Raw genomic sequence first — 19,865 nt, forward strand, 5'->3', positions numbered from 1 at the left:
AAAAAGCCCGCGATCATTGTTATTTCTTCAGTCCCGTCTTTTTCTTTTCGGCCAGTACGATCCCACCTATGATCACACCTGCGCCCAGAAATTGTGTCCAGGTGAGGGTTTCGCTCAGAAAGAGATAAGCAAGACCGATGGTGGAGATAGGGCCGAGGCTCCCAAAGATGGAGAAGTCACTGGCACCTAATATTTTGATGGCAAAACTCACCAGATAGGACGGGATCACCGTAGCGAATACGGCCATGGCCAGCCCAATCCAATATACTTCCGGCTGAAAGTTCAGTAGTCCCTCAGGTCGCTGCAGGGAGTAGTGCAGAATCACCGCCATACAGGAGACAATCATGGCATAGGAGGTGAAGGCTGTGGCGCCAAATTTCGGAATGAGCCATCCGGAGCCTACCAGATAGCTCGCATAGGTGAGGGCGCTGAGGAAAATCAAGATGCTCCCCCATATGACTGAGGAGTCATCACTGATACTCAGCTCCGACACAAAGATGATGAACACTCCCAGGTAAGTGACCACCACGCCTATCACCTGTTTGCTGGTGATTTTTTTTCTGAGAAAGACAAAGGAAATGAGCAACACCAGTGTCGGGTAGATGAATAAAATCAACCGTTCCAGACTGGCCTTGATGTAGATGAGCCCCAAAAAGTCAAAGTAGCTGGCCAGGTAGTAGCCAATGAACCCAAAAAGAATTAACCAGGCGTAGTCCTTGCCCGCTATCTTTTCTTTGGGCCGGTTGAACGCTGCGATCGCCACGTATATGGGTAAGGAAAATACCATACGAAACAGTAAGAGAGACACGGTATCTACTCCGTACTGATAGGCCAGCTTCACCATGACGGCTTTGCTGGAAAACAATAAGATACCGGTAATGGCCAGGACCACTCCGAGGGATTTATTTGGTAGCAATGGATGCGGTGGTTTTGATTCGCCGGCTAAGTTAAACCCCGCGGTTTACTCAGCCTGATTTTTCGGGCAACTATTTGATGGGAAAGTGTATCTGGGTGATGAGTTCGTTAGCGGGTACCTCTGTCGGGCTGTTCTTATAGGTCTCAAACGGAAAGATTTTCTTGTTGAGTTTAAATTCCTTGTTGCGGTACATACTGTTGAGTGTGGTCCAGGCATTGCCCAGGTGGTGATATGGTCCGGTGTGTTTGAGGGTGTACACTTTCACAGAGGGAATTTCTCCTGTAATGTAACCCTCGGGCAGCTCTTTAGGAATATGTTTGACAGGGATGGCGGAAGTAAATACTACCACGCGGTTCACAATGTCCCATTTATGGTAGATGGAGAGTGCTTCACCGCTGATCAGTTCGTTCTTATCTGCCACATAATTCCCGATGTGTTGAAAGTCAGCCGCCATTTTTTCTCCCAGCAGATCAATACTGCATTCATTTTTAATCCCAATGTATTGGCACCCCGGATAGGTATTGATGCCCTCAAAATCCAACTTAGAATGCACCTTTCCATCTTCTGAATAGTCTTTTAGCAGCGCCAGCCCACGATCATAATCCATACCTATGAAGGCGATCATCATTTTTTTGAACCAGAACATAAAGAAGGGGAGACTGCTGTCCATATGCCAGGTAACCTGAGTGCCTCCGTTCAGTTCGACCAGGTCGAAACGCACCTTGGCGGTAGACTTCCATGGTGTGATAAATTGGAGGTCTAAATCTATGGATTGGTTGGTTTGCTCTGCAGCAATTTTCATATTTCCAGATCCTGTACGGTTGCCTTCCCATGAGTACGACTTGTGGTCTTCAGCCAGTGTTACTTTAGCTTCCGGTTCTGTGATGAGCCAGGGCGACCAAATGGTCCAATGGCCAAGATCGCTCACACATTGGTAAACCTTGTCAATGGGTGCATTGATGGAAATGGATCTGCTCAGGTTGATTTTTGGCATAATGGCAATGGGGTTTTCTCAATTGAAAGTTACAAAAGGCCCTGCAAAAAGAACCTACCTATTAAAATATTCCCTTTGGTTACCAAACGCTGTAATTGGTTAGTCAAACCCTTTGACCGGATGATGTGTCTAATAGAGCAAACCCCGGAAGACTATGAAATCGACATCCATTCTGATCCCCTTTCTTTTTCTGCTGATCTGCTCCTGCAGTCAGTATGACTGTTGTGTGCTGATCGATGATGAGCGCTCGCTGGTAGGTAAATGGCAGGTGTTTGAATATGGCTACTCGCCCGGGGGCGGATACATCGTGGAGCAAGTCCCGGATTCACCGGTGAAGCTCCTGGAGTTCAAAGCTGGCGGTGTGTTTACTTCCAATTATGACGGACTCAAGGATTTCAATACCTATCGGGTGTTGACCGATACGGCCTCTGGCGGCTACATCCTTTCCCTTGCGGAGGTGAGAACCGGGCGCAAATCCAAAGAAACCGCGGAGTATTCCATAGAGGGGGAAGGTGATCACCTGAAACTATACTACCGATACTGCATAGAAGGCTGCCACATCGGCATCAAACCCCTCAGATAGCTTTCCTCGCTTCCCGAATGTTAAAAAGGGTTAAGCTTTTGATTCATTAGTTGTACAAATCAACAGGATATTATATTATTGTATCTTTGTACAACTAATATTCTGATGAAAAGAGAATCAATAGGGGAATTGGAGGAGTTGGTTTTGCTCACGGTGGGTGCACTGCTGGATGAGGCATATGCCGTAGCCATTTTGGATGAGCTCCACAAGCAAGCCAACCGACTGGTGGACGTTACCGCCATCCACTCAGTACTGCGCCGCCTGGAGAAAAAGGGGCTGGTAGGCTCAGAAATGAAGGGGGCCACACAGGAGCGTGGAGGCCGACGAAAGCGATATTTTATGCTCACGCAGGCAGGGCGTCAGGTCCTGGAAGAATCCATGGCTGTGCGAATGGAGTTGTATCAGAAGCTTCCAAAACTCACCTTTTCTCCGAGCTGATGGAGCAAAACCCCACATCCGGCCACCCACCCCGATGGGCCACCCGCCTGCTGGAATGGTACTGTGATCCTTACCTGCTGGAGGATTTGCAGGGCGATTTATATGAGCTCTATTACCGAACCATCACCAAAAAAAGCAAGGCCCGGGCCAATTGGCAATATGCCTGGTTGGTACTGCGGTCGTTTCGCTGGTCCGCCATCAAAAAGAATAATCCACTCAAAAACAACTTCATTATGTTTTCAGGTCAGCACTTCAAAGTAGCCGCCAGGGTATTGTGGCGAGATAAGTTTAATACCATCCTCAATACGGTAGGGCTTTCTATCGGTATTGTCTGTTTTGTACTGTTGGGCCTTTATGTCACTCAGGAAGTGACCTTCGATCATTTTCATAGCAAAAAGGATAGAATTTACAGGGCCTGGCTGCTGGAAGACTATGGAGAGGGCAAGGTATTTTTCAACTCCAATACCCCTGTGCGGTTTGAGGATTTGTTTGAAGAAAACTTTCCCGAATTTGAGGAGGTGGTGCAGTATCATGTGAGAAATTTTCCGGTGAGTCGCCATGAGCAGGGTGTGATCAGTGAGCCCGTGGCGATCATCAGTCCTGAATTTTTTAAAGTCTTTGATTTTGACCTCATCCATGGCAATGTGACCAAACCCCTCGCCGGTCGCTACGACCTCATTATTTCACGCGCCTATGCTGAAAAATACTTTGGTGATGAGGACCCCATCGGAAAAACGCTCCAGCTCCAGTTAAATGAAAATACCACCCCGTTTACCATCACGGCTGTTTTGGATAACATTCCGCAAAGTTCGAGCATCAAATTTGATCTGGCCATTTCAAATGTGCTCAATCGGGAATTACTGGGAGAGCGAAGCCTGACGGCCTGGATGATGGTGGGGCCTGAAACGTACGCGCTGGTGAAGGAGGAGGCGAGCATTGAAAGTGTCAATGCCAAATCGCAGGATGTGGTGATGAGCTACCTGGGGGAGGAAATGAACAGGGACGAGTACAACATTGGTTTTCAGCCCCTCACAGACATCCACTTGAATCCGGATATCCCAGTGGGCATTGCTCCGGTGAGCAACCCGGTCTACGTGTATGTACTGGCGGTGATCGGCTTTTTGGTGTTGCTCATTGCCTGTATCAATTACACAACGCTGTCCATTGGTCAGTCGATCAAGCGGGCACATGAGGTAGGGATGAGAAAGGTATTGGGAGCTGCCAAGCGTTCCCTGATGATGCAATACCTCAGTGAGAGTGTACTGGTGGCCATTGTGTCCATGGGGATTGGCGGAGTGCTGGCGGTCTTCCTGATTCCAACTTTCAACCGCCTCACCGGTGTGGACCTTGTTTACCTGTTTGAATGGTGGCACCTCGGTGTGTTTTTGGCCCTTGGGCTGGCCATCGGGTTGTTGGCTGGTATTTATCCTGCCGTCATCCTCACCAGTACCAAAGTAATGACCATCATGCGCTCCGCCAGTGGCTCCAGGGGGAAGCACTGGGTGCGCAAGGTGATGGTAACCTTCCAGTTTGTGATCACGGTGTTGCTGATCAGCAGTGCCCTCATCATGCAAAAGCAAATTCGTTTTCTGCAGGACAAGGACCTTGGCTATCAGTACGAAGCCTTTGTCTCAGTGCCCATGTTTTCCAGTGCGGAGTCCGGCCGGATGGCTGAACGGATCGCCTCTGCCCGGGCCAATGCGGAGCTCCTGAAGACCAGCATTGAGGCGCACCCACAGGTGTCGAATGTTACCATGGCCAGTCATACGTTTGGCACACCGGGGTGGGCGGAACTGTCTTTTACAGATGACAAGGGGATTTTTCGCACGTTTAGCATGCTGGCCGTGGATGCGGCTTACCTTTCGGCTTTTGATATGAAAATCGTAGAAGGGCGCGACTTTGAAAAAGGCAGCGGATTAGATGAGCGCCAGTCCATTTTGCTCAATGAAACAGCCGTGGACTATTTTGGATTGGAAAATCCCATTGGTAAGACACTCCCAGGCAATGATTTTGGTGAGCACCGGATCATTGGGGTGGTCAAAGACTTTCATTTTTCCTCGCTCCATCAGGAAATAGAGCCCCTCGTGATCACCCAAAATGTTCAGCCCATGTTTCGGGGTGTTTCAGACGTTGGTATGAAGGACTCAATGATCCCCAAACTGCTTTTCAAATTCACCGGATCACAGCTTTCCGAAGTGCAGGAAATACTTACTGAGGCATGGGAGTCTACTTTTCCCAATAGAAACCTGGAGTATGCTTTCATTGATGATAATGTGGCCCGGCAGTATGAGAATGAAGCCCGCCTCAATAAACTCATTGCGGTAGCAACAGTTATTTCCATCCTCATAGCGGCCATCGGGCTGTTGGGGCTTACCGTACTGGTAGTCAATAGCCGGGAGAAGGAGATCGGTATCCGAAAGGTCATTGGTGCTTCGCCATTTCAGATCTTCCACCTGTTGGCCCGTACCTTTTCGTGGCAGCTGGGACTGGGCGTGGCATTGTCCATCCCGCTTACGGTGTGGCTCATGCGGCAGTGGTTGCAGGATTTTGCTTACCGGATTAGCATCGGTGCAGACATGTTTCTGCTGAGTTCGCTCATCGCTTTGGTCGTGGCTCTGATGGTCATTGGCTACCAGGCATGGAAGGCCGCCCTTGTGAATCCCGTGAAAAGCCTGCGCACTGAATGAGTGATTGCTGAAGGGCCTGTTTCCTGCAAGGAGTGCGCTATATTTGCGGCGCCACATGAAGCAGATAGATCCACAGGAATTTCTTTCACTTGGAGAAAAGCTCCCCATCATCGACGTACGCTCGCCAGTGGAGTATGAGCAGGGACGCCTGCCCAATGCGCTCAACATGCCGCTGCTGTCTGATGAGGAGCGGGTGATCGTGGGTACGCTCTTTAAGCAGGAGAGCCCCCAGGCCGCTTTCAAAAGGGGTCTTGATTTCATTGGACCGAAAATGAGTGGTTTCATAGAGTTTGCTGAGGGCCTTCAGTCGCCGGAGCTGCTGGTGCACTGCTGGCGTGGCGGCAACCGATCGCACAGCGTGGCCATGCTGCTGGAGACCAACGGCTTCAAAGTTTCCATCCTCAATGGCGGGTACAAAGCGTACCGGCGCGAGGCACTGGAGTTTTTTGACCAACCCCTGCCGCTGATGGTGCTGACGGGGTACACCGGCTCACTCAAAACGGAGGTACTCTATGCCCTACAGGAACTTGGGGAGCAGATGGTAGACTTTGAAGGCCTGGCGTGCCATCAGGGTTCCGCTTTTGGCCGGCAGGAGTCAGAGGAGCAGCCCACCTCAGAGCAGTTTCAGAACAGGTTGTTTGAGGAATTCAGAAAACTGGACCGCACCCGCAGGATCTGGGTAGAGGACGAGTCCATGCGCATTGGGCGGGTGGACCTGGTCGCCGGACTCTATCATCAGAAAGAGCAGAGCCCCCATGTGTTTCTGGAAGTGGCCCGGCCTGTACGGGTCAAAAACCTGGTGCTGAACTACCGCCATGTGTCCCTGGAGCGGCTGGTCATTGCCACCCAGAGCATTCAGAAAAAGCTGGGGAAAAAGGAAGCCCGACAAGCACTGGAGTTCATTGAACATGGCGATGCACATGAAGCTGCAATGATCATCCTGAAGTACTATGACAAGCGCTACGGCAAATCCATTGAAGGAAAAAGGGATCACATCCGGCTGCACGTAGAGACCCTTAGCAGCGACCCCATGCAGATCGCACAAGAAATTTTATCTAAAATATAATGGAATACAAGCTCACACAATATAGCCATGGTGCCGGATGCGGCTGCAAAATAGCCCCTGAGGTACTGGACAAGATCATCAGCACGGATGGCCGGAAAATGCCTATTTTCAAGAACCTGCTGGTGGGCAATGAGTCCAAGGATGATGCGGCGGTCTACGACCTGGATGGTACCACGGCCATCATCAGTACCACGGACTTCTTTATGCCCATTGTGGATGATGCGTTTGATTTTGGGGCCATAGCCGCCACCAATGCCATCAGCGATATCTACGCCATGGGAGGTACGCCCATCATGGCCATTGCCATCCTGGGCTGGCCGATAGATAAGCTGCCCATAGAGGTAGCAGGCCAGGTGCTGGAGGGTGGACGCAAGGTTTGTGCGGATGCAGGGATTCCCCTGGCGGGAGGGCATAGCATTGATGCCCCGGAGCCTATCTTCGGGCTGGCAGTGACGGGCAGGGTGCCGGTGACTCAGGTAAAGAAGAACGCTGCCGCAAAGCCGGGAGACCTGCTATACCTGACCAAGCCTTTGGGCATTGGCATGGTGACTACTGCTCAGAAGAAAGGACTGACCGATCCTAAGGACCTGGACCTGGCGAAGCAAACCATGCTCCAGCTCAATCAGATCGGGCAGGAGCTGGCAGCTTTTGAGGGGGTGAACGCCCTCACGGATGTGACGGGCTTCGGCCTGGGCGGACACCTGCTGGAGGTCTGCGAGGCGAGTGGATGTTCTGCAAAAATTGAACTGGATAAGGTGCCTCGATTTGACTTTGTGCAAAAGTACCTGGACCTCAACTGCACGCCCGGCGGCACCCACCGCAACTGGAAAAGCTATGGCCATAAGATCACCCTGGCCGAAGGGATGGACTATCGCCTGATGTCCGACCCGCAGACCAGCGGGGGCCTGCTGGTGACTGTGTCAGCAGATGCTCAGGAGGCCTTTGAGTCGATGATGCGGGAGCGGGGTTTTGACCTGGAGTCATTTGGTGCAATGGCGGAAGGTGCAGGCGTGGTGGTTGGTTGAAAGGCTGAAATTTGACAGGTCTTACGCTGTATGTGGAGGCCCTAAGCCCGCCAGCAGGGGATTACGCCACTTCGTGGCTTATTTTATGAACTTCGTTCCTGCGCAGGGCTACACCCTGCTTTCGCATGTGTCGTCCTTTCAGGACTTATGCACTTTTATCAAAGCTAAAGGTTTTGCCTCGATGATTACTATTCTTATCACCCGGAACTATTTTAATAACATCATCAAAATTATCAATATGTGTCAGCCCTGAAAGGGCCAAATCACCAACGAAGGCCAAAGTCCTTCATGCTGAACCACTAGCAGGTGAAAGCCCTGAAGGGGCGTAAGATTATGACCACACGTATCGCTCGTCATATGCTACCTCATACTTTTTAAGCAATGCGCGATACTCATCCTGAAACTTTTTTCTGGAATGATGTTCTTTTTGATTCTCTATATACCTGACGACCACTTCTATTTCTGCCGGGTTTACTGAGAAAGCCCCATAGCCGTCCTGCCAGTAAAAGTCAGCGTAACCTTTCCCCTTCGTTTTGATCCATTTGGAAGAATGTGATTTTATCTCCTCCACCAGTTTCATGAGTGCTGTCTTTTTCGAAAGCATACATAGTATATGGATGTGATCTGTGTATCCTCCTACCTTTATGGGATGGCACTCTAGTTTTTTGCAGATGCCACCAAGGTAAGCGTGTAGTTCCTCTTCCACCGGAGGGTGGATAAGCTCTTGCCGGTGCTTCGTACTGAAGACGATATGCACGTAGTTTTTTACTAGTGATTGTCCCATAGGGCCGGTAGGTTATATTACTTATGAACTTCGTTTCTGCGCAGGGCCACCCTGCTTTCGCATCTGTCCTCCTTTCAGGACTTATGTACTTTTATCAAAGCTAAAGGTTTTGCCTCGATGATTACTATTCTTATCACCCGGAAATATGTTAATAACATCATCAAAATTATCAATATGTGTCAGCCCTGAAAGGGCCAAAATCACCAACGAAGGCCAAAGTCCTTCGTGCTGAACCACTAGCAGGTGAAAGCCCTGAAGGGGCGTAAGATTATGATCAGATGTATCGCTCATACAAAAACCCCATCCATTGCTGAACAGGGTTCTTCAATCAGAATAAAAAACAACACTCACCATCAGGCATCGATCTCGTCTTCTTCTGCGGTTGTGCCATTATTTCCCAGCTTGGCAAACTTGAGATTGCGCACCAGGGCTTTTAAGCGCTGACCAGGCCTAAAACGAATGGCGGCTTTCTTAATGTTGGCAGCTGAAAAACCATCCTTGCTGTCTACCCCTTCACTAGACAGAGTGAGATAAAGGGTACCAAGGTCGCTGAGTCGTACCTGACGACCATGAATCAGTTGCAGTTCGATGACCTCTACCAATGTGGCGAGCGTACCTACCACCGATCCATAGTTGAGGTTGGAAACCTTACTGATGAGCTGAGCGAGTTCTGCAAAGGTGATATCGTCACCGTTGACGATGTGGGCATAGTACTTATTGGGAAGCGTCAAATCCCTGGGATTCGGGCGCTCCACTACTTTGAAATGAACAGACATTATTGTAGTATTTAAAATGTGAAAAAAGAATTGAATGAATCCGTTGAGAGCGCTCTGTGTGGACTTGAATTGTATTAAACAAAGAATGTGCCAGAAGATGACGGAGAATGGTAATACACGGAAAAAAGTCTAAATTTCATCAATTAGACAAGAGATACGTCGGCTCCAGGCAGCACATACGGTTGTAAGGGGTTCTACATACGGTTGCTTGACCCTATACAACCTGTTGTCAGGGGGTGTGCCTACGGTTGTTCGGAGTGCTGGGTGCGGTTGGTTAATATGAGGCTTAGAGTGGCTTCATGAAAGGTGCGGACGTAGAACGGCGAGATAGTTGAATAGTTTGGTGTGTTTATATGTTCGTCCTCAATTTAAGAAGACCACGTACGGTGGTGTATACAACATCGACATTGTTTAATTTTAGTATAACAATTGGCTTATGACCGATGAAAAGGAAATTTTTGAGGCCATAGGTCAGAGGATCAATCAGCTAAGAAAGGAGAGAAACTTGTCTTTTCAAGAACTGGCCAACCGGTCTAATATTGAAAAAGCTAACCTGGTGAAGCTGGTAGGTGGAAAGAACACTACAGTTTCCACATTAGAAAAAATTGCGACAGGGTTGGATGTACATCCGAAAGAGTTGTGGGATTTTGGGGGTTGATTCTTTGATTGTTAAACTTTATAAATCTATTATAATGGGATCACATCAGCTATACAAAGTAAGCGTACAGACCGATCTTCCATTTATGCTCTTCAGCCATCAAATATATGCGGGTGAACTCTCCAGCTCAAGAAAGTTATCGGAGCTGGGATGAAGTTATCAAGAGGCTCCCCAAGTGGATTACTGAATTAAATTATGAAGGAGAATGGAACATGGAGCTTTATCAGGTTCCGAGCCTTGATGTAAAGATTCGGACGATATGGGAGTATTATGAGGTGCCACGATATGGTAAAAAGATTGCTACGTTTTCGTACATGGATTTCAAGAGTGGCCCAGCCCAATTTTACGTGGATCGTTCTATTATGCATCTTAGCGATACGTTCGATGGAGATGATTATAGTAAGACGATCCTGCTGAGGTGGATCAATTCCTCTGTGGATTAAAATATCGAAATGTCAACTTAGTAACCCATGAATGACGACCAAAAACCCAGTCTGAAAAGCAAAGAAGTGCAGAAAGCACTCAAAATATCTTCCTGTGACCTGATGCACATGCGTATGGCTGGTAAACTTCGCTATACGAAAAAAGGGAATGCTTATTTGTATGATGCTGGTGATGTTTTCTCTGAATTTGAAAAGAAATAAAAAAGGTGCCCTTTCGGGACACCTTCAAAAACTCACTTTTTAGTACTGGGAGGGTTGTTTTCTCTTCCTCCACCCGATGGTTTTCCGGGTTTCGTGCTTGGAGCGTTTGGCGGTCTGTTTCCACTTTTAGCCATGTTTGAAATGATTTAGGGTTGAACATTTATTTGATGAAGGAAAATCAAAAAGTGGGCTAAACGATAAATACTAAGAAAACCTTAAAGGAGCGTCTCCAATTTTTTATGTAATTCCTTCTCAAAGAAAACAGTTGTTACCACTCCATTTAATATTTCGATGTTCTCAGGGTTTTTAGTCAAATTGTTTTGAATATCTGCGGTAAACCCTCCGCTAACCTTGTTTTCAACAAGGAATTTACCTGTAGGATCTTCCCCATGGAAATCATCAACAAGCTGCTGCTTGTTCAGGGACCAGATTTTGTCATGGACTAATCTCACAAAGGGATAGTTGGCCCTTGGAGATGGGGCATTTCCAATTTCTTTAATGAGTCTATTCAATGTTGGAGCGATCTCTTCATAGGGCATGGATTTTTGCCCTTCTTTGAAGGCCTTCAAAGCTAATAAGATCAAAAGAGGCTTGTGTACCGATATCTTTCCTTTACTCTTATGTACTTTTATATTCTGAAACTTTTCTATTAGTTCTTCCTTCGTCATAGAAGTGAATTTAGGCAAAATGCAAGAAGAAATCATCTACCTCGACCACAACGCTACTACACCTTTAGACCCACGGGTTTTGGAGGCGATGATGCCATATTTTACCAATCTGTATGCCAATGCTGCAAGTAATCATAGACCAGGTGTAGAGGCAAGTAGGGCTGTGAAGTCAGCGAGAGAAAAAATAGCCTCTTTAATAGGTTCAGACCCAAGTGAGGTGATCTTTACATCAGGAGCCACTGAAGCAATCAATACTGCAATAAAAGGAGTCTTAGAATTCTATAAAGAAAAAGGAGCACACATAGTTACAGTATCCACAGAGCACCCGGCTGTGTTGGACACGTGTAAATACCTGGAATCAAAAGGCGTAGAAGTTACTTATCTACCAGTTGACCAATATGGTATAGTTGATTTAGTGGAAGTGGAAAAAGCAATAAGAACGGATACAGCCCTTGTATCCGTAATGCTGGTCAATAATGAAACTGGGGTTATTCAACCGATCAATGAGATTGCTGAATTGGCACACCAGAAGGATGCTTTTTTCATGACAGATGCTACTCAGGCAGTAGGGAAAATGCCTGTTAATGTAAAAGAAATGAACATTGACATCATGGCTTTCTCTGCCCATAAGTTCTATGGACCGAAAGGTGTCGGTGGCTTGTACTTGAGGAGTAAACGACCATTTAAGGTCAAACTTGATGCATTGATCCATGGTGGTGGCCATGAACGAGGAGCGCGTAGTGGTACGCTCAATGTCCCCGGAATTGTAGGTTTGGGAGCTGCTGCAGAAATAGCACTTCAGGAAATGAAAAGTGATCAGGAGAAAATAAAAGAGCTACGAGATCAGCTCGAACGAACTTTTCTTGAAATGTCCGATACAGTGCTCAACGGGCACCCTACAAATAGGCTTTACAATGTCTCGAACATCTGTTTTAAAGGAGCAGATGCAGATGCAATCATAGCAGGACTTGACAACATTGCTGTTTCTAATGGTTCTGCCTGTAGTTCCACCAAAGTCGAGCCGTCACACGTACTAACTGCAATGGGACTAAATGAACAAGATGCATATTCCAGCTTGAGGTTTAGCCTGGGTAGGTTTTCGACTCACTCTGATATCAACAATTGCGCAAGTACTATAGGTGCTACTGTGAATATCTTAAGAACATTGATAATTTAAGAGAGGCACAAATCACTATATTCCTAACTTTGTTATAATGTCGTTTGACAGTATTGAAATACTTGAGCTTGTAAAGGGATATCTTTTTTCTACTCCACTATCTCCAATATTGACAACTTTGGCAGGCTTCAATATATCGAAGTAAACTTCTTTTTTATCCCGGTTTTCTTCATCTATTTTAGGTAAAATATAGATTAGAACTCTAATTAATGCCTGATATCCTACATTCGTATGCAGAATATTTGAAACTTCGTGCCCTGTTATATTCCAAAATGATTTACCACCTTCATCAATAAAGACATCTTGAACGGCACTGAAAAATGAATACAAAATTCTTATTATTTTAAAATCTTCATTATTGGCATAATACTTTCTAAAAATTAATCCTTTTGGATTTGGTTTTAAATCTGATCGCTTCTTAAATCTATCAATCTCGGCCTCTCGATAATTGTTTGAAATATTATATAGGATTGATTTGACCATAGTTGCTTGCGATAAAGGTACATTTACTCCTTTAGCATAGTTCCCGCCTACAAGTTTAATTCTATTAGAAAACGGTGACTTATCTATTCCATTCAAGGCTAGAACAATTTCTAAGGAACTTTTCTGAGGAGAATCATCCTTAGTTAACCCAAATAGACTGAATACTAAATTTTCAGGGACTTTGGTTTGTGTCTTATTTATCGTTGCGAAAATCATCGCTTGATACTCTAAGGTTGGGTCAATAAAGAAGGTAACTAGTAATTCAAAGTCTAGCAATCTTTTCTTTAGTAAAGAAAACCGTGCTCTTTTCTTTTCCCATTCCTCTTTGCTATTCGCATCTTGGATTACCTTTTCAATTGTATTCAGTTCAGCTTCAATCTTCTCAATTGCTCTTTCAATTCCTCTTATTCTATGCTGACCATCTATTACCGTAAGGTAAACATCGCCATTTGGCTTGGTTAACTCCGTCTCAACCAAATCACTTAAAATAATTTTAACTCCTTTATTTTTTTCTTCATAAGATTCAATAACCTGATTGGGGATAGCTATGACAATATTAGTCGGAAACATTGCCATTGGGTCATTTATTAGAAAGTCCGCAATACCTTCAACTTTCGTTGCTTTAGTTTTTCTTTGGATCTCAGGGTTGTAAATAGGGATAACTTGCCGTTTCCCTTCAATAGCGACATCACCTTCTTCAACATCTTCATAGCCAACAATAAGATGTTCAGTAAATCGAGTAAACTTTCTAATTTGTCTTATTTGGAAGGTTCCGATTAGAAACTCCTGATTGTTCTGAACAACCTTTCTGGCTTCAATTATATTACTCTTAGTGAAGGTCATCAAGACTTCTAGTTAAACGTTCGACACCTGAATTAATTTCATCATTAAAAGGCTTGCCTACTAAGTCATCTCGAATCAAGAATGTCCTTTCACTAATTCCGATGGAAAAAAAACTAGAAATAAGAAATCCAATGCCTACGGTGATCATTTTGCCATAAGAATCAATTTGAAACGCTATTTGAAGGACATAAAATATTGAACCAAAAATTAGCAATGCAGATAGATAGACAATAAGTCTAACTCTAATTTGCATTATTTGAGTTTCTACTTTCTCATCCTTTAATTTACTAGAGTTAATAAGATGAGTGGCAACACTAAACAAAACATTTATTCCAAGTAGCGAAAATGAGCCATTTAGTAATAGATTTTGAACACTAATCCTAGATTGTGGTAGAAACGAACTTATAATCAGAGGCGTAATTATTATCAGAGATGGAACAAAGATATTGACCGTTCTCCATATCCATATTTCCTCTGTATTTTCGATTCTTTGTCTTTTGAAAAGATCATTCTGATCTTTTGTGAAGAGAATATTCATTAATTCCATCTCAATTCTTTTAATCTAAAATCATCTCCACCAAATTATTCAAAGGCTTGCCAGGGTTATTGATAACCTCCTCTACCACATATCCGATTCCACCATTGGCATAGCCTTGAGCTATATCTAATACTTTTCTACCATCCAGTAAATTCATCAGATTCTTGTCCTTTGCATAGGCAAGGGATATGATCATTGGAATATCTACTTTCTCATCAAAGACATCCGAACTAAAGATATCTTTAGAAGAGCCTATCTCCTCAAAAGCATCATGTTTAAACCCCAGACACGCAGAAAGCATGAACAAATCCTTCATGGTTTGAAAAGGGAAATGATCCGGGTTTTCTGAACCTCGTTTGACCAGTTTTTCATAAGTCTCATGCTTATCTTTATCGATATATACTCTAAGGTTCTTCATACTACTTCACTTCAGTTATGGTGGTTTGCCTCATGGTCTCATCAAAATACATTTCATAGACATGCTTTGCATACTTGGATAGGTTGGGTTGTGTGGTCTTATTCCATTCTACTTCAGGAATAAGAAATAAAATAGTTTGATCTGCAAGGTTCGGAAGTCGCTGCGACACTGCTGCATGAACCGAGTGATCGAGTCGGCTAAAAGGCATATCGATCACCAACGGAGGATTTTTACGTGAGACTCTTGAAATAGCTGTGATAAAAGCAAGACTTAAACATTGAGATTGCCCCATCGACAACCGCTGCAAAGCTCTATTCCCATTGGAGTCAAGCACTTCAAGTGAGTAATCTTTGCTTAAGGCCACCTGATATCCGGACGAGGAAATAACAAATTGCTTAAATTCTTCAATCGTTAGGTCCTCAACAGTTTTTCGACTTTTCTCTGCAAAATCATCATACAAAGTATTTAAAACGTCTCCTGCCTGTTTGGCCAGCTCACTTCGCAGATGCTGAGCGCCTGCCTCTTCCTGCTTCTTACCTAAGGCTTTCCTTTCGTCATCTAACTCTTTCAGTTTTTTCTCAGAGTTGATCCGCTCTTCCTGTTTAGTGCTGAGTTCGGCAATTAATTCATCATCCCTATCTTTTCTCTTTTTTCTGTCACTCATTAAGATGGTGACATCTTCAATTGGCAGTTCGCCCAATTCCGCATCTATTTCCTGAATCTGATAAACGAGACTCTTTTCCTCCTTCTCAAGTTCAATTACACCATCTTCTTTAATCGTTAGCTCTTCTCTGGAGTTAGATATGATACTTTCAGCGTTATTCAAGACATGATATAGATCAATTAGCTGATCCTCCTCTGCCGATCTGTTCTTCTCACTTGCCAACCGGATCATTAAAGTATCATAAACTGGATTCCCTTCTTTTGCCACAAATTCTGTCCCGCAAATACACTCCTCCTGATCAAATAGATCCTGAAAAAAAGTCTCCCTAATGTGCTTGGGAATTTCCCCCTTGGCTCTTTTTTCCTTTAGCAAATCACGAAGCTCTTTCAAAGGAACATTAGCCAAACCAAGAAAAGCCTTAGATGCCTCTTCCCGCATCTGGTTTTTAAGTACTTTCTGATTCTCCCTATTTTGATTCAGCTCTTTATTCAACTGGTTCTTCCGCTCTTGCAAAGTCTTTGTCTCTGGCAAATCTTTTAGCTTAGCATCGATCAACTCAATTTGATCCTTAATGGCCTGACGCTCTTTCTTTATATCTCCAATTTTGGTTTTTAGATCATTTTGAAATTTAAGCTCTTGGCTGTAAGCATTTTCAACCTCTCCCAACTCTCCTTTGGCAGATTTTGCAGCTCTTTTCCCATACCAGATTGCTGTTTCTTGAAGATGCTCACAAGCATTCCGAACGATCTCTAGGTCTACCACTCTATAGATAGCATCCTGCACCTCCTGACTGTTTCCAGGCTTGGCAAGATTGTGTATCCTATCACCATCAAACAGAAAATAACTTTTTACATTATTGGGTAATATCTCATCTAAGAAAGTACGAGTGTATGGAATAGTCTCATGATCTCCCTGTGGAGTGATTTCCTTGAGATTGTGATTTCGATCAACTATTTGAGCGGAAATACTGCCCTCTTTATCCTTCTTAGGTTGTAGTAGCAATGATTGCTTGATATAATATTCTTTTAAACCATTATCACCATCATGCTCAAAATACAACGTAACGGACATATTAAGTCGAACATCATCATTTGCAGCTTCACTCAGTGCAGTCTCGTTCAAATAATCGACAATACTACGCTCCTTTACCTTTAACAAGTCACTTTCATACTCTTCTCCATATAAAGCCCAGTTTATAGCATCAAATAGCGAGGTTTTACCGAATCCTGTACCTCCAATAAAAATAATAAGCGGTTTCTTGGGATCAGTATCAAGATAGATAGGATCACTCTTTGCGTAGTATGACGCAAAGTTTTCAATCTCAATTCTTTGTAGCTTCATTCGCATGCGGTTTATCTTCCAACTGTAATTGCGAGGTTCTGGCCACCCCTTCAATGACATCCCTTATTCTCTGCCATGGAAAATTCACTCTCTCAGTTGACCTATAACTTATTTCAACTTTAAAAACACCCCTCACAATTTCCCGCACCTTTTCATCCTCTATCTGATTGAGGACTTCTTCCAAACGACCAATGTTATTCCGTTTCATTAATTAATCTTTCGTAATATCTAATAAATCTAATTGATCCGCCATTGCGTACAATTGATTCATAGAATCATATTGATTGATGGCCATACTTGAAAACTCTTGCACTCTCTTATACTCTTTGGTAAACGCACTTTTTACAGCATGAAAAGACTTGCTATTCCTTCCCTCCACAATAAACCTTTGAGGCGGCATTGAAACCAGATCATAGATAATTGCATGCTCTTTTCCAGGGTGCTTTCTCAAAACTCTTCCCCTCCGCTGAACAAACTCTCGTGGATTTCCTGAGGATGCTAAAAAAAACGCCACACGTGTGGGAGGCACGTCCACTCCTTCATCAAGGCATTTCATAGCCATCAATGATTGGATTTTTTGCTCCCCAAACTCTTTCAATAATTCTCTGCGCTTCTTCCTGTTCTGCCTGGATGTAAACTCATGAAGCTTGATCTTGAAGTCCTTTCCTAACAACTCCTTTATTGGTCCAAAAATCTGATCTCCGGCATAAAACAGACTAAAATCTAAAGGTTTATCCTGAATATTCTCTCTTACCCATTTCACCTTATTGGTAGAGTTATTCTGAACTCTTGCTCTCTTGATGGCAAGCTTTTCCAACCTCTCTTTACTATCCAAATCGTCCTTACCCACTAAGCGGACAATTTGATCGCTAAGGGAACAGTATTCAGCAAACTCCTCCTCAGTTAATTCAACTGGAATTGGGTAATAATAGTAAGGTGTCAAAAAGCGACCAATGGCATCCTTGATCGGAAACTCGAAAACGATCTTATCAAAGTAGTCCAATAGGGCCAGAGTTCCCTCTACATCACCGTGCCGTTCAGGAGTTGCACTTAGGCCCAACCTATACGAGCAACCTGTTGGTAATAATTGTCTGATCGAAAACGCTCCCGCATAGTGAGCTTCGTCTATAATCAAAAGACTTTCCTCAATGCATGGACCTATAATTTTTTGAAATACTGGTGAAGAAAAAGAGGCATTTGTAGTAATCAACACCACACGATCTATCCTTTTTCTTCTGAAGAGTTGGGCCTGTCTGGCCGCTTCTTCCTCCCACAAATCCCTGGATTCACCAACTAAAATACTGTCTAAACCAAATTTTAACGCTTCATGACACCATTGCTCCGCTAGGTGGATAAAAGGGCACGAGATTATAATAAATAGGCGTTCTTTTTCCCTAATAAGCTCCCATGTAGCAGCAAGTGCGGTAAAGGTCTTTCCTGTTCCAGTGGCCATTGCCAGCATGCCTTGATATCCATTATCCTTCCATGCTTTTATTGCACCTTCTTGATACTCTCTAAGTTTTGGAAGTTCTGTAGAGGACTTGATCTTCAAAGTAGTCGGCTCGAGTTTACTTATCAGTTCATCAACTTTTCTTTGATAAGATTCAGGCAACTCATAACCCGTAGAAAATTCTTGAATTAAACTCAGTTCGTCCTCAATCAACTGATCAAGGTCTTTTATCGGGAATTCTCCTCGAATAATGGCTTTGGTTTTTTCCATCGGAATTATCTCAACAACATCCGAAAAACCCATCCAGGTCTTATGGAACAAATCTTTAAAATGAGTTATTCTGTCTTTACTGACTGAGCTGTCGTTCCAGGAATAATCGCATGTTAAAGACTCAACGTTGTTGATAAGCGCATTAGCAGAAAAGTTAATAGACCCTGTAAAAGCAAGTTGATCATTAGTTTGATCTTCAAAAATTCCAAACTTCTGGTGGACAATACCGGATTTGTTTCTCTTCGGAATAGTGGCTTTAATCTCCAATCGATTCGTTGCAATCAGCCAGGAAAGACAATTAAAAAAATGCTCATCAGATTTAGATAAAACATCTTTTAGCTTCAGAATATCATTGATTACTCCCTTTTCAAGGTTTGCTTTTATATCTCTTTGTTGTCCTTTTAATATGGCATTCTTATCCTCCTCACTGAGAATGTTATTTACGATGATTCGCATTTTACCACCCCGTTTAAGAAAATAAGCAAATCCAATTGAGAGTGCTCTAAACCCACTAGAACTGAAATAACCTAAACCAAGATCAAATGAATTACTATTAACAAGAGCTTCTATAAAGAACTCAGCTGGCTCATATTCACCTGAAGCATATACCGGTTTAAAGTCAGCGTCTCTTAACATAGCTATTCATTATTCTGGAGTACCAAATCCATGGCATTTGTATAAATTGGCAAATCTTCTCTTTCAACTCCAAATCTTTTCTCTATCATTAGCTCTACTATGCCATTTCCATCCACCAAAATTATCGGAACAGCTCCTGCTTGAAACGACACGTCCTTGGCCTCCCGCGAAAACCTTGAAGTAGTGAAAAATATACCTTGTTGAAACTTACCTTGAATATCTCCTCTGAATTGACTGATCTTAGGTCTTCCAACGGTGGCTGACCATCGCTTACATTCGAAAGCTACTTGCATTGTGGCAAGACCAATTCTCAACTCTCCATACCCATCAATGCCCCCATCCTTGGACTTTTGAGTTACTTTCATATTTCTAAATCCATATACAGCCAACAGCTTCCTACAAAAGTGCTCGAACTCCAACGGATCTATTTCACCCAATTGACTTAAAATGGAATGCTTGAAATTGACTAAATACTTTTTATGCAGCTCTCTTATTTCCTCATATTTAGCCACTTTCTTAGCTTGAGGTTTCTGTTGGTCTTGAAGAGTTGGATGATCTACTCCTTTTAACCAATATGTACCATCTTTAAGAAAAACGAAATGTTTTGATTTATGAGCAGTGGGAAAATCAAGATTAATACTATGCCTTCTTAGTTGGGTACGAACAATATGTTCAGGGTTGATTGCTTTAAACCTGTATAAATCATCTTCCACAATCCTATTATAGAGCTCTTTAGCCCTCAGAGGTATCCCCTCTCTTTTAAGAGCCTCTTCTATTGCCTGATTAATCGTTCGTCTTTTCATTGT

21 protein-coding genes are annotated in these 19,865 nt (G+C 43.9%); 9 read left to right on the forward strand and 12 right to left on the reverse strand.

Going from position 1 to position 19,865, the window contains the following annotated elements; translation table 11 throughout:
* Positions 1-19 precede the first annotated feature (19 nt).
* Together RIH33_RS16210 and RIH33_RS16215 are read right to left on the reverse strand one after the other, a co-directional pair.
* Positions 20-916, reverse strand: coding sequence for a DMT family transporter (locus RIH33_RS16210; protein ID WP_406654926.1), 897 nt, complete (start codon positions 914-916; stop codon positions 20-22).
* Positions 917-986: 70 nt separating this feature from the next.
* Positions 987-1,910 carry an SRPBCC family protein gene (locus RIH33_RS16215; protein ID WP_406654927.1) on the reverse strand — a complete coding sequence of 308 codons (924 nt, stop codon included), beginning with the start codon at positions 1,908-1,910 and terminating at the stop codon, positions 987-989.
* Positions 1,911-2,064: 154 nt separating this feature from the next.
* On the opposite strand from RIH33_RS16215, the gene RIH33_RS16220 reads away from it, so the two are divergent.
* From RIH33_RS16220 to selD, 5 genes are all read left to right on the forward strand, one after another.
* The gene (locus RIH33_RS16220; protein ID WP_406654928.1) at positions 2,065-2,493 is read left to right on the forward strand and encodes a hypothetical protein; all 429 of its coding nucleotides are present in this window, start codon (positions 2,065-2,067) and stop codon (positions 2,491-2,493) included.
* Between the two features lie 105 nt (positions 2,494-2,598).
* Positions 2,599-2,931: a PadR family transcriptional regulator gene (locus RIH33_RS16225; RefSeq protein ID WP_406654929.1), complete on the forward strand. Its 333-nt coding sequence runs from the start codon at positions 2,599-2,601 to the stop codon at positions 2,929-2,931.
* The gene (locus tag RIH33_RS16230; RefSeq protein WP_406654930.1) at positions 2,931-5,618 is read left to right on the forward strand and encodes an ABC transporter permease; all 2,688 of its coding nucleotides are present in this window, start codon (positions 2,931-2,933) and stop codon (positions 5,616-5,618) included. Before RIH33_RS16225 ends, RIH33_RS16230 begins: the two co-directional genes overlap by 1 nt.
* A 55-nt stretch (positions 5,619-5,673) precedes the next feature.
* A complete protein-coding gene (gene mnmH, locus RIH33_RS16235; RefSeq protein ID WP_406654931.1) occupies positions 5,674-6,684 on the forward strand; it encodes a tRNA 2-selenouridine(34) synthase MnmH in 1,011 nt (336 codons plus the stop codon).
* Positions 6,684-7,709, forward strand: coding sequence for a selenide, water dikinase SelD (selD, locus tag RIH33_RS16240; RefSeq protein WP_406654932.1), 1,026 nt, complete (start codon positions 6,684-6,686; stop codon positions 7,707-7,709). The genes mnmH and selD overlap by 1 nt, the downstream gene beginning before the upstream one ends.
* A 331-nt stretch (positions 7,710-8,040) precedes the next feature.
* Here selD and tnpA read toward each other — a convergent pair whose 3' ends face one another.
* On the reverse strand, positions 8,041-8,493 hold the full coding sequence (tnpA, locus tag RIH33_RS16245) for an IS200/IS605 family transposase (RefSeq protein WP_406654933.1): 453 nt from the start codon (positions 8,491-8,493) through the stop codon (positions 8,041-8,043).
* 353 nt (positions 8,494-8,846) lie between these two features.
* Positions 8,847-9,269, reverse strand: coding sequence for an HU family DNA-binding protein (locus RIH33_RS16250; RefSeq protein WP_406654934.1), 423 nt, complete (start codon positions 9,267-9,269; stop codon positions 8,847-8,849).
* A 436-nt stretch (positions 9,270-9,705) separates the two neighbouring features.
* Between RIH33_RS16250 and RIH33_RS16255 the strand changes: the two genes are divergently transcribed.
* From RIH33_RS16255 to RIH33_RS16265, 3 genes are all read left to right on the forward strand, one after another.
* Positions 9,706-9,927 (forward strand): helix-turn-helix domain-containing protein, encoded by a 222-nt coding sequence (locus tag RIH33_RS16255; protein ID WP_406654935.1) that lies wholly within the window; start codon positions 9,706-9,708, stop codon positions 9,925-9,927.
* A gap of 113 nt (positions 9,928-10,040) precedes the next feature.
* Positions 10,041-10,370 (forward strand): hypothetical protein, encoded by a 330-nt coding sequence (locus RIH33_RS16260; RefSeq protein ID WP_406654936.1) that lies wholly within the window; start codon positions 10,041-10,043, stop codon positions 10,368-10,370.
* 27 nt (positions 10,371-10,397) lie between these two features.
* Positions 10,398-10,571, forward strand: coding sequence for a hypothetical protein (locus RIH33_RS16265; protein ID WP_406654937.1), 174 nt, complete (start codon positions 10,398-10,400; stop codon positions 10,569-10,571).
* Positions 10,572-10,786: 215 nt separating this feature from the next.
* Here the strand turns inward: RIH33_RS16265 and RIH33_RS16270 are convergent, their stop codons facing one another.
* The gene (locus tag RIH33_RS16270) at positions 10,787-11,239 is read right to left on the reverse strand and encodes a hypothetical protein (RefSeq protein ID WP_406654938.1); all 453 of its coding nucleotides are present in this window, start codon (positions 11,237-11,239) and stop codon (positions 10,787-10,789) included.
* A 19-nt stretch (positions 11,240-11,258) separates the two neighbouring features.
* Here RIH33_RS16270 and RIH33_RS16275 point away from each other — a divergent pair, with 19 nt between their 5' ends.
* The gene (locus RIH33_RS16275; protein WP_406654939.1) at positions 11,259-12,416 is read left to right on the forward strand and encodes a cysteine desulfurase family protein; all 1,158 of its coding nucleotides are present in this window, start codon (positions 11,259-11,261) and stop codon (positions 12,414-12,416) included.
* A gap of 15 nt (positions 12,417-12,431) precedes the next feature.
* On the opposite strand, the gene RIH33_RS16280 is transcribed toward RIH33_RS16275, so the two are convergent.
* From RIH33_RS16280 to RIH33_RS16310, 7 genes are read right to left on the reverse strand one after another with little or no spacing between them, the layout of a single operon-like run.
* Positions 12,432-13,742, reverse strand: a complete 1,311-nt coding sequence (locus RIH33_RS16280) for a DGQHR domain-containing protein (RefSeq protein WP_406654940.1) — start codon at positions 13,740-13,742, stop codon at positions 12,432-12,434.
* Positions 13,729-14,289 (reverse strand): hypothetical protein, encoded by a 561-nt coding sequence (locus RIH33_RS16285; RefSeq protein ID WP_406654941.1) that lies wholly within the window; start codon positions 14,287-14,289, stop codon positions 13,729-13,731. The genes RIH33_RS16280 and RIH33_RS16285 overlap by 14 nt, the downstream gene beginning before the upstream one ends.
* A 10-nt stretch (positions 14,290-14,299) precedes the next feature.
* Positions 14,300-14,698 (reverse strand): hypothetical protein, encoded by a 399-nt coding sequence (locus RIH33_RS16290; RefSeq protein WP_406654942.1) that lies wholly within the window; start codon positions 14,696-14,698, stop codon positions 14,300-14,302.
* 1 nt (position 14,699) lies between these two features.
* Positions 14,700-16,703 (reverse strand): AAA family ATPase, encoded by a 2,004-nt coding sequence (locus RIH33_RS16295; RefSeq protein ID WP_406654943.1) that lies wholly within the window; start codon positions 16,701-16,703, stop codon positions 14,700-14,702.
* Entirely contained in the window at positions 16,684-16,911 is a 228-nt protein-coding gene (locus tag RIH33_RS16300) for a hypothetical protein (protein ID WP_406654944.1), read from the reverse strand. Before RIH33_RS16300 ends, RIH33_RS16295 begins: the two co-directional genes overlap by 20 nt.
* Before the next feature lie 3 nt (positions 16,912-16,914).
* Positions 16,915-19,059, reverse strand: coding sequence for a DEAD/DEAH box helicase family protein (locus RIH33_RS16305; RefSeq protein WP_406654945.1), 2,145 nt, complete (start codon positions 19,057-19,059; stop codon positions 16,915-16,917).
* Between the two features lie 2 nt (positions 19,060-19,061).
* Positions 19,062-19,862, reverse strand: a complete 801-nt coding sequence (locus RIH33_RS16310; protein WP_406654946.1) for a restriction endonuclease — start codon at positions 19,860-19,862, stop codon at positions 19,062-19,064.
* Positions 19,863-19,865 lie beyond the last annotated feature (3 nt).

The organism is Marinoscillum sp., from assembly GCF_040222955.1.
Taxonomy (GTDB): domain Bacteria; phylum Bacteroidota; class Bacteroidia; order Cytophagales; family Cyclobacteriaceae; genus Marinoscillum.